The sequence below is a fragment of the Candidatus Eisenbacteria bacterium genome (assembly GCA_018831195.1).
Lineage (GTDB): Bacteria > Eisenbacteria > RBG-16-71-46 > CAIMUX01 > JAHJDP01 > JAHJDP01.
In genome coordinates, this window is the sequence record JAHJDP010000107.1 from 69,352 (window position 1) to 85,961 (window position 16,610).

Sequence of the window (16,610 nt, forward strand, 5' to 3'; positions counted from 1 at the left end):
CCCACCCCGCGCCGGTGGAATTACTCTCTCCAGATCACGATCTTAACGTTGGTCTGCTCAACCCGGCCGGTATCAGGATCCTTCGCCGTGATGCGGACAATGTACGCACCATTGGCAAGATCCGCCCCGCCAGCCTGGCCACTCCAAGGAATCGACACGTCCTCATCCGTGCCACCGAGGAGTTCATGCGTTGCCAACGTTGTTACATAATCCCCTGCGAAGTCATACACCTTCACCGACACCTCAGCCTCCATCGAGAGGTTAAAGGTAATCTGGGCGTTGCCTTCACTAGGATTAAATGGGTTTGGATAACTATGCGCTTCCGTCATCGTCAGGATTGCGCTCTGGACCTTCAGCTCCTGTGTCATAACGGTCGTGTTACCGACACGGTCTGTAATGGAGAGATTCACCATGTAAGTACCGGTCGGCAACGGTCCCTCAACGGTACCGGTGTAATGACCGTTCACGAAGACAGGATCTGTAATGTCCATCTCCTCACCGTTTGCATCCTTGACTGAGACGCTGTAGACAGCGACACCAGCCGAGGCATCCCACAAGGTCATATCCAGCGCGATACCAGTTTCAGGATCCATTCGGAGCGGCATGTTGAACGTAACCTGCGGACCGGTGACATCCACGATGAACCGTTGTTCAACGAAGGTCTCTCCGGCATTCCGCGCATGATCCAAGATGCCCTGATGATAAAGGTGCATCTCCTGACTCTCTTCATCCCACCAGCAATCCCGTCCAACGAGTACCACATCACCATCAATGTACAGGGTATCCGTCACGGAGCAGCCGTATGTGTCACCATCGCTGTTCTCTTCGATGGTCTTATGGCTGTAGAGAGTCACCTCAATGATATCGCCGTCCTTAATGATACTGTCACCCACGATCGGCAACCTGACTTTCAACGTATCGCCCTCACGAGGACTGTACTGATCAAGTTGCGGTTCGAGGAACGGCAGCAGCTCGCCCGGTGTCCCGGTGTGGAGCAGAACTCTCTCTTCGATCTCATCGACATCGTGCTGATCATCCTCACGATCGATGAGCCAGAGGTCATACTTCAAACCGAATTCTGTGGGCAGCCAGCACCAGCCCTCGCCTCCCTCGTAGTAATCCCAGTACCACCAATCCACCCAATCCACGCCAGGAGAAGGCAGGGTTTCGGAGAGGAGATCCGCAGGATCGAGTACGCCGTCACAATTCAGATCCCTCAGATATTCCATCCGATCACGGCGGAAGAAGACACCGCTTCCATCGTCATACAACCAGACGGTCAGCATGTCTTGGTAGTCTGTTGCCAGCGGGTTAAAGTACCCGGCGACATTGTGGAAGAGAGGGTTCTGTACAAAGCCGCCCTGGAAGTTGATGTAGACCGGTGTGCGGTCGACATAGAAGTCTTCGTAGGGGCTGCCATGTCCGGCCAACTCAATCCACTCATCCGGGCCGTTCACTGCCTTGAAACGCACATTGAATTTATGCGGCAGATAGGCACCGGTTTCCGGATCCCGCAATTCATCGTACCAATCTTCCTGAATGGTCGAGTGACGGTAGACCATCTGGTACAGATTATCTGATTGATCAGCCTCTTCCAACCTGAAGACACCGTTACCCAACGCCCAGGTGATGTACTCACCGGAAGGATCGGATCCGCCGTCATCGTAGCCGAGGACGTAGGCGACCGTCAGGCCGTCAATCTGAACCTGAACCGTCGTCCAATCGACCTCCTGGCCACCCACCTCACGCAGGTACGCCGTGAAGATAGGATCGGCATCCGTCCAATTCTGCCGTCCCGGATAAGGACTCGAGGGCAGGATGCTTGTGACAACGACCGGTGCTGTCTGGTTGGGCACCACGAGTGTGAAGTATGGATTGGTTCCTGTACACTCTTCGCACTCTGACTTGTCACTCGGCAGCGTGAGATTCGAGACGCGGAACCATACACGATTCTCCTCAGGGACAGGTGTTACATCACTCAGTGTGTTACCGGTGATGTTCCAATCCGCATCCCATGTACGAACCGTGAGAATTGTTTCATCAATCGCTTCGAGATCAACACCTTCCGCAGACGCGAGATCTGCCTCGTCATAGTAGATGCTGACAACGGCCTCGAATCCCTTACGGAACCCTTCAGTATCTGAGGCGCCCAGCAACTGGACATGGTAGGTCGTGTTCTCGATCGGCGTGACATATTGCGCCTCATCCGCATTTAGATCAGGACGTTCGGCCGGAGCCAAGAGGAGGCATCCGGTATCACCGCTGAAGGCCGGGACCATACCCGAAGCACCGAGTTCACCATAGGCAACGATTGAAACCGTGCCGTTGCTGCCCAGCTGCTCGGTTACAGGGTAGACACCAATCGTCTCACCCTTCAGGTCGGTGACGAGATCGTCATCAAGCGCCGACACGCAGTAGGAGATCGTACCGCAGAAGCACGATTCATCCGACCCACCATCGCTGGGACAACCGCAAAGGAGGGCATCGGTATCGATATACGCTCTCCACTTGAGCGGATTATCGATAGTGCGCGTCATGGTGATGACCATCGGCACGTCCTGATAGATATCATTTGAGTTCTCACCCCGCATCACGAGACGCGGTACATCGTCTGCATTAGCCATCTCAGCCGTTACGACCAAGGTAGCCTCATTGACGGTGAGAATCTGTGAGCGTATCTGGGCAATGGCCAACTCGAGCGGCTCGGTCCGGACAGGTACAAAGACAACAGTGCCGTCGGCCAGTGTTTGTACCGTCACATTGAGCGTCGGTACAGGCTCGCCATCGACATCGCCGTAACGATTGCCTGCTTCATCCTTCGCAAGAGCCCGCAAAGTTAATACGGTGCCGTCTGCGAAGAGTGAGGACTCGATCCGGGCACGCCACAGCTCTTCAGTGGTGTACGGAGAATCTTCCTGTGAGGGACAGACAACCTCTTCACCTATTCCGATGTTGACCCAGCCCTCATCCGGCTCGTCACCAACGATGTCGTACTGGAAGAGAACATCGACGATGTAAGGGTCGGATTCCGCAACAGCATAGATCCAAATGTGAGTTTTCGGATCATTGCCGTGCGGCTCGAGATCAGGATCTAGGCAGGCGATACGGGCTGTCGGAGGCTCCATATCGGTGATCACGACATCCACGGTGCTGGAGTACGACTCATTGCCGCACTCATCAAGAGCGTAGGCTACGAGCCAGTAGGTGCCTTCTTCCAGACCCGTGGTGTTCCAGATCACCCAAGCCTCGACATCCGTCTGATCACCCCAATCATCCGGATCGAATTGAATCGTTCCGAGATCGTGGGTGATATCCTCACCCGCGCGCTGGACGGTGAACCAGATCTGGCTGATGTGCGTTTCCTTCGCCCGCGGCAAGTTCAGCTCATCATCATCGGCTGTTGCGAATACCTTGACCGACATACCCCGTGTGACATTGGTCGTTTGACCGAAGTCAATGGGATCCTGCGTCGGATCGGGATCCGCGTTCTCAATATTTGTAATGTCGACTGTTGGTTTCTCTTTGTCATACACGAGACCCTTCAGTTCGCCCATCACACCGTTGCCGGCGACATCGATGATCGTGGAACGGAAGTCATAGAGGCCGGTGGCAAGATGCGCCGTCACATCCGACCCTCCATCGCCATTGTCATAGATCATAAATGTCGTGGCATAAGTATTCATGATGTCGTCATGGAGCTCATCACTGGCGAACCGGCTCGTCGAGTAGGACGTAATCGGGTCACCCGTCTTCTTCCATTCCCAAACGACATCATCGATATCGTTCGTCAGCTCCGGCTGACCCGCAACTCGAGGAACCTCGATGATGACATCGAGGACTCTTCTTTGCCCGTTATTACCATAGGCAACATTCTCGTAGTCGCAGATCGTCGTCGCATCCTCGGTCGGATGGTACCAAACAAACTCCGGGGCCTCGTAGTCTACATAGATGTAGAGCGGGTCGCAGGAGGTCGGGTTAGCGGCGCCTTCAACCCAATCAGAGTTGCCGACATCATCCGTACCGACCGAAACGACCTCGTACCAGACATTGTGATCAAGAGCCTGGAGATCCCATTCGCCGAGCTGCCAAGTTGTACTATAAGTGTCGCCCACCTCAAAGACATCCGCATCGGCGAGACTCCAGTTATCCGTCGTCCCGGCCTTGCGATAGAGGAAGTCCACCGTTACGAGATCCAGATCGGAGGCGAAGTTGGTCGCCTTGATCCAATCAATCGATGCGGCATGGACGGAATCGGGATTTTCGATCGTTGTCGTATCCCCGATATTCCTCTTCATTGAGGTGATGCAAACGATCGGAGCCATCGTGTCTTCAATCGTCAGCGTGATATGGCGGCCGTCATCGTAAGCCGTGGTATAGAAATCGGCGTTGCAGACGATATCGCCCGCCTCGGCAACGAAGTCATACGACTCACCGACAACCAACGGATCGAGAGCATCCGGATTCGGCTCATTCGTAATCGGATCCGGTGTTATCGAGAGATCCAGATCCATTGAATAGGGCCGCGTGTAATCCGGATTGCCGTCATTGTTCGGATAGTCGGCGTCCCATGTCCCACTCACCGCACGGTAAGAACCTGTGACGTTCTGGTCACGACTCCGTTTGTACCAGAAGTAAACATTGTCGTCTTCCTGTTCGGTCTCGGTAAAGGCGAACAGCGTGAAGACAGAGTTCCTCTCTACCGTAGCTGTGGTCTGGATACCTTCCATATTAATATCGGCATCCATGGTCGCAATGGGCTCAGTGTTATCCACGGTGACCGGGAACCACTCCTGGTTGCCGTCGTGGATATCCTCCAAGTTCCCCTCGCCGTCCACAGCGAATGCGGTCATATGATAGAGACCATCAGGATAGACGCGCTCGCCGTTGTCATTCAGCTCCATCGTGTTCCAGATCTGGTGCCACAGATAGAGCGGGAAGAACGGTTTGTACTCGTCCCGTCCGATGGTGGTGGTGTCACCGGTCGCATCATTAATCACCAGGAAGGTGACATGATGGAGGCCGACGTCTTGCAATTCATCATCAGCCCAGGTCCGGGCGACAAGAACAACTTCCCTGGCAACCGTGCCGATATCATCGCTTCCTGTGAGGAAGGTTTCATCGTAGAACCGCGGCCAGGTGTTGCAGTCGTTACCCGCATAGAGTGCCGGCGTGCCGGCAACCACGCCCTGAGTTTTTCCTTCACTGATCACGTAATCGGTGCCGAGTGTGAAAGCGCCGTCATCGTTCAGATCAATGAAGATATCATCATCGGCATTGGGGTCATACGGGTCATCGGATATGCCATCACCCGAATCTTCAAGCCAGTATGTCTCCGCAGCGACATGGAACATCTTGGTGTGGTCCGGCGGGATGTTGTCCTCGACCGTAATGGTCGTGGACAGCGGGTGACCAAGATCAGCCTCGTTGAGAACGACATCTCTGACGACTACCTGGAATTTGTAAGCCGTATCCATGTAGACCATCGGAGCCGTCCAGGCGAATTCGCCCTTCCAGAGACAATTCTCAGTGTCGACACCCACACCTTCCCAATCAATCGAGCCGGCGATGACCCAGTTACTCGTACCGTTCACCGCATACTCGAGACGTCCGGAGAACACATCCGTGCTCGCATCCTTGAGCGAGATAACGAAGTTCACGACATCACCAGACTCAACCTGATCCGTGGGGGAATCATCTTCCCAATCCCACATCGTCGGCGTCATGGTATCGATCGTGAGATCCATGACATCGGTCTGGAGGCTGTTGTCGTTACCCGCCCCATCTACCGCTCTGCCGCGGAACTGAGCCGGACCATCATCTGCTGTGACCATGTCGGCCCAGTCTTCCACGTGGAAACGCCAGACCTGATTAGCACCGATGTCTAGATTCGGTTCGTAATCGAACATCAAAGAAGGATCGCCGCTAAGGAGCCCGGTCGTACGCCAGAACCCGGCTGGGTCGCTGGCATAGCGGAACTCAAGGTAGATCCCCTCGACATCGGTATCGGTCGTCGTGACGTAGAAGAAGACGTCGCGTGTGAACTCATCCGGCAAAATGGCAAGACTGCTGTTGCTCGGGATGCCGTCATCAGTGTACGGCGCGGTATTTGTGAAACCACCACCCCAAACATCGTAAGCCACCACCGGAGGTGTTCGATCGACGCGGATCTGGACGGAGAGAGGATTCTCAGCCTCGTTGCCGTCTTGATCCGTGGCGAAGGCCCACATGGTGTAGATACCTTCGGGCACCATGTCGGTGTCGAAGGCGATCATATAATAGGAGTCACCGGCCGGTGTCGGACCCGGAGGATCCGCTGTAAACGGACTCTCGTCGATACCAACGGTGATTTCACCTTCGAGAGCGGCACTGGCGTAGCGCAGCGTGACGAAGGCGGTGTAGTCGGGGTTCATCACTGGACCGTAGACGCTGATCGTGCCCTTGACGGCTTTCACCTCATCGGCGCCGATCGTCTCATCGTTGATCCATGCGATGTAGGCCGACGCACCCACCATGTCGCTGGCAACGGTCAGGACCTCATCTCTGTAATCGTTCATGACGGTATCAACAGCCTTCGCTCCAAACCAGACATAGGTGTCGTTCTCAGTCCACCAGAACTCATTACTGTTCCAGTCGACCTCGTAAGGAGCGGTCATGTCCCAAGGATCATCGCCGTTATCCTGCGGTGTCTGGTCGATATCGAACCAGAAATCACCCTCGGTCAAATCGGCTGTGTCAAACGATCCGTCACCACCATCCCACACCGGTGTATCGGTGCCGTCATCATAAACCGGCGGCATGGTATAAGGATCAGTTTCTTCCCAGACTTCGTCTAGGCCGGATGTGTAATGGCCGTCGCCGTTCGTGTCGGTCCAGACATGCCGTCCATCTTTGTACTGGAACTGAACATGGTGGATCGCGCCATCATCACTGGCCGTGGCGGCGACATGAACCAAATCTCCGACTTGGAACAGGTATCCATCATACGGCGCCGTCAGCGTGGCCATCGGGATGGTCCCGTCATAGGTCACAACCATCGTCACCGCTGGAGTCTGCGCATCGGAGAATCCGGAGTTCAGAGCTTCATCCTCGACGACAACCCGGATGGTGTAATCGGCGGTCGCTTCGTCTTCCTCGTCGTAGAGGCCGTCGCCATCATTGTCATAGTTGTCATCATCCGGCGCATGGAACGCTGGAATCGGGCCAACTAGAGGCGCAGCCGGTGGGAAGGGCATCGACCAGCCATCGGTCGGATCGTCATCGATGCCGAACGGGATCCAATCGATGCCGTTCGGAGTGTACTCAAAGATCACCTGAGCCACGGTGATGATGCCGGGGTTCCCCTCAAAGTCATGGACTTCAGCATAGATGTCGGTGTCGACCATCGGACCGACAATAGAGCTGGGTGCCCAGAGATTCGTCACTTCAGGCGCAATCGGATCCCAGAAGAAAACGATCGGTCCCTGAGGCGCTCCAGCGGTCTTGGCGACCGGCCAGATTGTCTCTGCATTGAGGTTTGTTCCGACATTCCCCTCATTGTCGGTCACCGTCGCGATCGCGCGGTGAACGGCATTTTGATAGAGAGTTGTCGCAGCGTCACGGTTCTCAATATGGACATACCAGAACGGCGTCGCGGGAATCTTCAGGTACGATGCATAGTTCAATTCTTTGTCAGGAATAAACTCGAAATTATTCCTGGCATCAACCACGCTGACCTGCTCATCGCCTACCAAGTCGATGATGAATCTGTAGGCCCAGATCATATCGACATCGAAACGCGCGTCGGCCCGATAGCTTCCGTCAGCCTGCAATTCCATCTCGTACTGACGGACCATCGGTACGTCCTTGGTGACAGTTTGGGTGATCTCAAGAATGACATTCTCGATCTGCGCAGGGTCCACCCGCGTGTCGTTTGCGTATGTGAGGTAATAGTCCTCAGGGTACATGGTGATCGGAATGTCAATGTAATCCATCAATGTGGTGATCTTGGTCGCCGGAACCGTGAAGGATTGCTCCGTCAGGCCCACGACCTGAGCTGTGATCGTCAGATCCACACTGGCGATCCCGCTGCCGCCCACATCCTCTGCAAGGATGAAGACATCTGTCTCTTCACCGCTCAGCTTGTTCTCGACATTGCCGGCGATCGATTCAAACAGCGGGTTGCCCGGCCAGTTGAAGTCGGGGTTCGGCAGCGTGGTGTCACGGGTCAAACCGAGAACCGTAACCATCGGCCGCGATACATCTTTTAGAACGATGTAGTTGCCTTCACTGGCGATCTGCTCGGAGTAGTCACAGGAGTTGATCACGCCGTCACCGTTCACATCGAAATGAGCGATTGCGACAAGATCATAGGCGTCGGCGTCATCCCATCCCAGGTCAGAGCGATAGGGCACACCGCCATCGGCCGGTGACCACTCGACGGAATAAGGCGCCCACGAATCGCCGGTGGCGATAGCCGTCCAGCTACCCGCATAGTTGTAATCGACGATGATATCGTCGGTCGGGGCGGGCCTGGCGGCGAAGCGCACCGTGGACCCGATGACGGTATAATAATCGGCTGTGCTGTACATGCCGATCGTGCCGCTCGAAACCCAGGTCGCCTCCACACCGTTGATCGTGAGGACAATGGCTTCTCCGATGCCGGGATTGAGAACCGTTAGGGTTCCGTCATTCAGCACGGCGTCATGAGGCCATGTCGGGGAAATCAGGGCCGGATCGATCACCTCATCCAGAATCCTCGGCGCGAAGTAGAAGGAGACCATGACTGTCGGTTCATAGGTCTCATCCAGGAGCTCGCCATGGATGACAAGCTCGTCACCCTCGGCGATCTCAATCGCGGCTTCATCCGGATCCGGACTTGAGACAAAGGCGAAGTCCTCGGCTCCGTGCAGGAATCTCTTGAATCCATAGGGATTCGCGGGGGCTTTGGTCATATTCCCATTGCGATCAACACCCATGGGATAGAACTCATAAATCCCATCGGGCAGACCGGAGATGTCCAGCACGAAATTGTAAGGGTATTCGGTATCCTTCGCCGTCATCCCCGCATCGCTCGCCGACATCCACAGGCGCTCCGCGATCGTGAGATCGTCGTAGCAGCTTGTATTGGATACGGCCAGTCGATACATGAGATCGACGTGATCGATTGCTGTCACATCCTCAGCCGTAACGAAGATTTCAAGTTCGTTGACGGAGGAATCGAGGATATCGACATCATCGCCGTCGCTGACCGTTGGCCAGACATCCACGGCGAGACCACCATCGTCGAAGACCTCGATGACGTCGGTCTCTGGACCGGCGTTTTCACCGAAGATCACAGCAACCTCATCCGTCCCGACAAGACCCATCTCATCTGTGGCCGTGGCCCTCAGAAGAATGTTCGTGTCGGTGGCGAGATCCCAAACACCACCCTCAAAGAGCGGGATGTAGACGAAGTACGGAGCACTGGGAATCTCAGGGTCTGTGCTGAGGTCCTCATTATTTACGCCGTCGCCATCATCATCCGCCAAGACCGCAGGATCTTCCTCGCTCACCATCGGGAGCAAAGGCCATCCGAGGGGTGTGTCCACCACGCCGTTATCACCAGCGGAGCGGACGAAATCGACACTCGGACCGTCATACAGGAAGTTCCCGTTGAGATCGTTAAAGAGTTCGTCATCCAGCGTTCCGGCGTCACCGTCGGTTGCCTGGAAGCCATCAGTTCCGTCGATGTCCGAGAAGAAGTCGTCATCGTCGTTCCAATCGAGGGCCGTCCAGGTCACAGTCGGCGGGATGCGGTACTCGATGAGAACATCTTCGATGTCATCATCCGCAACCTCGGCCACAAGCTTGACGAACTTGTTAACGCCCGGTACGAAGGGCGTCGTCATTGTCAACGTACCCAATTCAATAGTCGACAAATCAGGCAGCACTATCTCGGTAAGAACCACTGTTGGCGCAATGGTATCCCAAGTGAACTCCTCGACCGGTATCGGTGAAGGATCGGTGCAGGCCTTTGTCGAATCGTCGATGGAACCGGTTTCATCGGTCGCAACAGCTCTCACGAGATAGTTGCCATCGGCCAGACCCGTCGGATCCCAGTTCGTGGTCCAGAGGTCTGTGGTTCCATTATCGCCCTGCAAGCGGTTATGACGAAGGATCCAGTCAGCCGGACTCAAACTCGCGCTGGTATCTAGATCAACGTAGAAATCGAGGACATCGTCACCCGTGTTGAAGTGCACTAAGGCATCTCCAATCGTTGGGCTTCCAATGGCTACGACCTCACCGGTGTCATAGAGATTGTCCCCATCGGCATCGAGGACCACTGGATCTTTGGAGCTATAACCATCGCCATCAGCGTCAACATAGCCGTACCAACCGGCAGGACCGCCACCAGGGGTGAGATCCATGACGGGCTGGCCGGCGACATCGTAAACCGAGTAGGTGCCGTCGCCCTGATAGAGGGCCACATCACCCTTCTTGTCGGCAACGGCTTCGCCGATGATGTCGATCGTCTTCCAATTGTTTCCGTCATTCCAACATCCATCGCCGTCAGCGTCGAAGTAGTACTGCAACGCCACTTCCTTGATCTCGTAATCATGGATGTAGTGGATCGCGTACAACGAGTACGGCAATGTCATGTCTTCGATATACTGGATGTACGCGCGCAGGCCTTCACTCACGATCGTAACCGTGGTGATCTGCGTCTCGATCGTATTGCAGTTGCCTTCGATATCGCAGGCCCAGGCGCGCAGATCGTAATCGCCGTCGAGACCCATCGTGTTCCAAGCGACCTTAACCGGCTGGGTAAAGTCGACCGTCTGAACTTCGCCACCATCGGTAACGATTGTTCCAAGAACCGTGTCGATCTGCTCCCAGTCGCCGTCGGGAACTTCTCTCATCTCAAAGACGATTTTGTAAATATCATTTGTCCGATAATCGTCGGTGCCGGCTGTGCCCCACTCGTCCGCGGCATCCGCGCCGTCCGGACCCGTGCCGGGCCAAGTACCGACGTATTCACCAGGATCATCGGGCAAACCATTGGTATCGAGCACGCCTTGACCGTCGATTCCGCCGGCGGCGTCATCATTAACGGCTCGATCACCCGGGCGCATATCAAGACCACCGCACCATGTCAGAGGAACAAGTGTGATACCGGCCGTGGGGTCGATATCAACAACATCGTTATCCTCGATGCTGACCCAGATATTCACCGTGTAATCCTGAGGCAAGGTCGCGCCATTGGTGAGATCAAGATCGGAACCACCAGCCCAGGTCAACTTGGTGAGCGCCGTGCTCGGGTTGGTTCCGTCAATAACCTTCACCGTTAAGATACAGGCATCGACTTCAAGCTGCATATTGCCGAAAGCATCCTCGGCAAGAGCCCTGAAGAGAACAGTATCCGCGTTGGCGGCCGGGTAGTTGTTCATGGTGTACATGGCACCAGAAGCCGGCCACTCGATCGTGAACGGCGCATCATTATCCGTTCCGATGTCGGTCCATGTCGTACCGCCGTCATAGGACTCGGCGAAGGTGACGATCTTGGTGTCAGATTCGGCATCGGCTTCGAGCGTGTACGTTGCCGGGTGCTTACCGGCATCGTAGATCTCGATCATGGGCGTATCCAAATTGACATCGGCGAAATCAGCCGGCGGATCTTCCGTCGGTGTGTCGCCGCATCCGGGAATCATCGCCGTGGGAGCTGTCAGGTCCACGGTGAAAACCAATTCCTCACTTGAAGCCGCATTGGTATTACCTGGTTGATCCCAAGCATTCGCCCGGATTTTGTATTCGGTAATACCGTCGGCCGTGAGGCCAAAGAGGTTCGTGATGAGGCCCAAATCAAGGTCATCATCTTTCAATGTTGCATAATTAAAGACTTGTGTAGCCGTCGAATCAGCACCAGCAGTCGCTCCAAGGGCCGTCCAAGGCGCCGTTCCACCTGTCCGTGAGGACAGGGTCAGAACCTCAAACCCTTCGGGAGCCACTTCGGTGTAGGCCGTCGTGTTGGCATAGAATGGAGCCGTATTCGCGGCGCCGCCGACCAAACGGTCACCCATGACGTGCGAAGCATCGACATAGATCATACCGTTGTAGCCGGGCTGGCGGAACAGGACCATATTTGTTCCAACACCCACCTGGATGGCGACCTTCTGGCCACCCATGATTCCGTCCTCATCATTATCATAACGAGGATCGTAGCCTTCACCTTCAGGCGCTTCATCGGCTTCGTCGGTATCTCCGTCATTATCATCGTCGAGGTCATCATCGACACCGGAGCCTACCGACGTTTCACGACGCTCATCAATGTTGTACCAAGTGATCGCCCCTGTGTAGGCGTCATAGACAAAGAAGGCGTCGTTATCATTATCAGTGTAGTCATTCTCAGAGTGAATTCCATCGAGCGGAGCCACGCCGTCATCGGTCTCTGAAGTCTGGCTGGCGTCGACAACATCGGGGTCCTGAAGGTCGATACCTTCACCCACTTCGTCGATCGTACCATCTTCATCGTTATCGACGCCGTCGCTCTCGAGCGCACTCACAAGCCCCTCAGGATCGGGGCTTCCGCCCTGAGGCTCGTAGCCGGCCGGGGGTGTCCCAGCGTTCGGCAAGAGGAAGGCATCTTCGTTGTAACCTTCGAGACCCGGAGCCCCGTCATTGCCCACGTCCCTGAAGAGACCGTTGTCGTAGAAGTCTGTCGCGATCGGCTGCCACCCACCCGTCGGCGTGTAAACCTGCATCTGCAGATTCAGAACGTCATAGTCGGAGAGGGCTGAAGCCTCAAGGTTCACATAGCGGCCCAGGTTATACGTTGTCGGATCACCCGGCTCGAGAAGTTCCGTACCGCCGGCCCCACCCAGCTCGATGCTGGTCCACTCAATCGGTGTGGGAACGACATCGTCCATCTCGAGAATAAACCGCTTGGTAGGATCGCCGCCGTTAAATGTGGCGAACTGCTCAAGACTCCGGTCGAGTGTCGGATCGGGCGGGGAATCGTCAAAGACGGTGCCCACACCGTTGTCCTCAACATGCAGAACAACCGGGAGGTTGAACATTTCGACAAAGGTCGGCAGATCCTTTGACGTAATGGCTTCGGTGACATGATAACCCTGACGGATATCGCCGCGCTCAGCCAGACCCGCCTTATTGGAGCGGATTTCATACCAGCTGAACTCATCGGAATCCTGCGAATCCAGATTGGGCTCGCCGGGGTTAAAGACACCCTGCTGATCGGACTCGGCATTCACGACATCGAGGAAGGTTTCACCCTCATCCCAATCGCCGTCACCGTTCTCATCGACGAAGGGATCACCGAATGTCGGCAATTCATCACCTTCGCCGGGGTCGTTTGTGGCGGCAACGCCGTCAAGACCCACATCGTCGGTGAAGGCCACATAGTCCCAGTCGAGATCGTTATCAATCTGGTCGGCGCCCATGGAGACGAACCAGATCGAATCGGCCGGTGTGCCAAAGTTCGTAATACTGCCGGTCGCGAGATCGATTTGGGTGAAATCCGCCCAAATCGCGAGAATGGCGTTTCCGGTGGCGTCTGCAACGGCGTCGCCGTCGACATCGAACATGCCACTCGCCTGCAACCGGATATTGACATAATCCATATTGTTATAGATCCGGTGCGGATTCCACGCATCGTAGGGCTCTGCCGTCGCAACGACGAGAGACGGTTTCTCCTGATCGAAGGGAATACCGCCCGCTGCATCGGGGCCAGCATAGTTCCTTGTCGTGGCAAAACCGGCCAAGGGGCCGGCACCATCCGGATCCTGGCTCAAATCACCGTCGTTCACCGCCCAGATGTAGAGGGTCTGAGCTTGATTCGCGCCCAGCATCAACGGGGCGCCATCAGGATTCAGAACGACCGGCGCGAAGCTCTCATCACCGGCATCAACGGGGCTGTTGACCACCATAGCGCCCGCCGGAACATCACCAGTGTGATCCAAGTAGATCCTGACGGAATCGGCCTCGCAGGGCACGGCGCCGGGATCGCCATAGACTGTGTAGACAGTTCCAAAGCCCGGGATGCTGTCGCCCACAACGTGGATCACATCATGATCCCAGCTGGTGGAGTCAGCCACGGACGGGAAACTATTCACAGAGATATAGTCACGAGGCGGGCAAAGGGGTCCAACAACGAACCCGCCGAAGATCAGGGCCTCGCCACCGGTCTGGGATACCCATTGGGCGTTACCTGACCCGTCGACGGGCGCCAGAAGGAACCAAAGCTGGTCACCCTCTTCAATATCCTGACTATCCGCTGTTCTTTGAACATAAGGGGCAAAAGCCGGCTCATCGCCATCAGGATCGATCAGAATCACGATCTGCTGATTGGTGTGAAGAAAAGCGCTTGTGCGGTTCCCCACAGGAATGGCGTTGCCGATGTAGTTGTCAGCCCAGGTGACACTCTCAACCGTCGAAGCGGGAGTATCCCCCTTGGCCACCCATAGCAGATATTGGTTGCTGTCATCGATGGTCCCGGCTTCATCCCAGCCGAGGAACATTGAGTCGACAGCCGCTGTTCCATCCCAGCGATCATAGGTTAGGAGCGGATCTTCCACCGCTTCCATCCGCCATGGTCTGGATTCGTCTTCGATGAGAACCCAGCTATCGTAATCGAAATCATCACCACTCTGATCACCGGTGATCGGCGTTGCATCGGCGGCGCCGCGGATTTGGCATCCGACAGGAACGACCGTCGTGAAGCCGCGGAAGACGATTCGGCCCAAGCCTTCGGGGGAATCATAAGTTCCGCCGTCGATACCCGATTCGAAGTTGAATCCTACCACCTCGAAGTCTGTGGTATCGAGATCGGCGAAGACCAATTCTTCGTTGGTATAGATGACCAACTCATCATCCGTCGCCGTTGATGTCTGCTTATCATCGTAAATGGCGCGAATGATTCCCGGTCCACGGTTAATCGCGACCGTGTTGCCCGGCATTGTCTGGGCGGCGCCTTGATAATCATCAAGAGCGTTGACAGCGGTATTTATCTCGTCGCCATCGACGGGAACACTGCTGCCCACCACGTTGAAGGTCATATCGGTGATATAGAACGTGGCGCTGTAGGAGCCGATGAAGGGGGTATTGAAGGCGCCGCTATTGGCGTCGATACCCCAGTTGCCGTCGTCGGCAAAATGATCATCGAACCAATCCAAGAAGGAATTGGGATCCATCGGCTCGTCTAAGGTAATCCAGAGCTCATCATTGCCCGTATCGACATCGTCATGATCGTTATAGTAAGCCGCGCGAAGGATCGGACCCTGGTTCGTTGTGACCCATCTCTGCGCAACAGAGTTGTTGATATTGTCCGAATCCCAACGCACCGACGACGCCGCCAGATTCAATTCGGTCACGCCCGGGCGACACATACGGAAATGATTGGTCGCTCCAATCGCGCGATCGATATCCGCCGTTCTGTCATCAACGTTGAAGTTGACATCGATCTCGGTCGCTCCGTCCATATCGGATAGTTCGGCCGTATCCTCGAAATCGTCCCCTTCACATGTTGACGCCAAAATGTCGTGGTCAAACGTCACACGGAACAGATCATCATCGGGATTACTGTTCAGTGCGGCCTGTAATTCCACGTCAATCATGACGGGACCCCGCTGGAAAGCAATCCAGGTGGTCTGACGGTTCCCGACATTGCCGCCGACAGCCTTGACGACGTCGGGAGCAATCAACCGGATCTGTTCCGTGCCATCGTTGACGAACCCTGCATCAAAGTCCGTCACAACGACAACATTGTTAAAGCCTCCTCCGTCGAATGCGAAGGTGGCTCCCGTCATATCAAACGTAGCCTCGAAATCATTCTCATCCGGCAAGGCATTCAAGTCCTCGTTGAAGACGAGAATGAGCTCCGGATCAGCTCCTCCACCATCCGGCCAGTAGGTGGCCGCCACTAAGTAGGGCCCACCGTCGGAGGGAAAAGCGGGATAGTTAATGACTGAGTTGTTTCGAGGCTCGACACTTAGCAAGTCCGATTGGACTGCGCCGATCCACAACCCGGCCAGCGCTATCAGCAACGCTGATCCAACGATGACAGGCGTCCAAAATTTCCGACTCATGCCGCGTCCCTCCTTCGATTCCACCGAGCGGGAACGGATTCCACGGGTGAAGCCCTTCCGTCGTGTACCGCCCTTCCATCCGGGATTCGACCCGGAAAACTGTCCAGATTCCACCGGCACCCTCCTGGGAATTACCTTACCCATGTCTTCGCTATACCACATGACACAATGAGACGGCTGGACCTCCAAGGAGGCCCGACCGCTCAACCACAATCAGCCGCGCAAGGCGCGGAAAACCGCTGAGACGACAAACCATTGCCATAAATAGAATTCATGTAAAGAGAAAACTGCAGATTTGAACACGAAAAAGGACCAATCGTCCTCAAGGACGACCGGCCGGTCTCCTCTGTAGGGAGGATGTCCTGAATTCCCATCCCGTACCCTGGTTCCATCCACAGTTCCCCAACCATCCATCCTTGGACGGGTTTGATGACTGATCAACTAGCACTTCAAACAACCGTCCGTGCACAATCGGCGCGTAAATTCTCACAGGGCTGACTCCCTGTCAAGGGCAAATTTAGGGGCGATCAGAGTCTCGTGCGACTCCAAACGCTC

The 16,610-nt window shown here is 55.5% G+C and carries 1 protein-coding gene; it reads right to left on the bottom strand.

Annotated features, from left to right (window positions below):
• Nucleotides 1-20: 20 nt before the first annotated feature.
• Complete coding sequence (locus tag KJ970_18915; GenBank protein MBU2692995.1) at nt 21-16,055, bottom strand: hypothetical protein; 16,035 nt, start codon at nt 16,053-16,055, stop codon at nt 21-23.
• Nucleotides 16,056-16,610 lie beyond the last annotated feature (555 nt).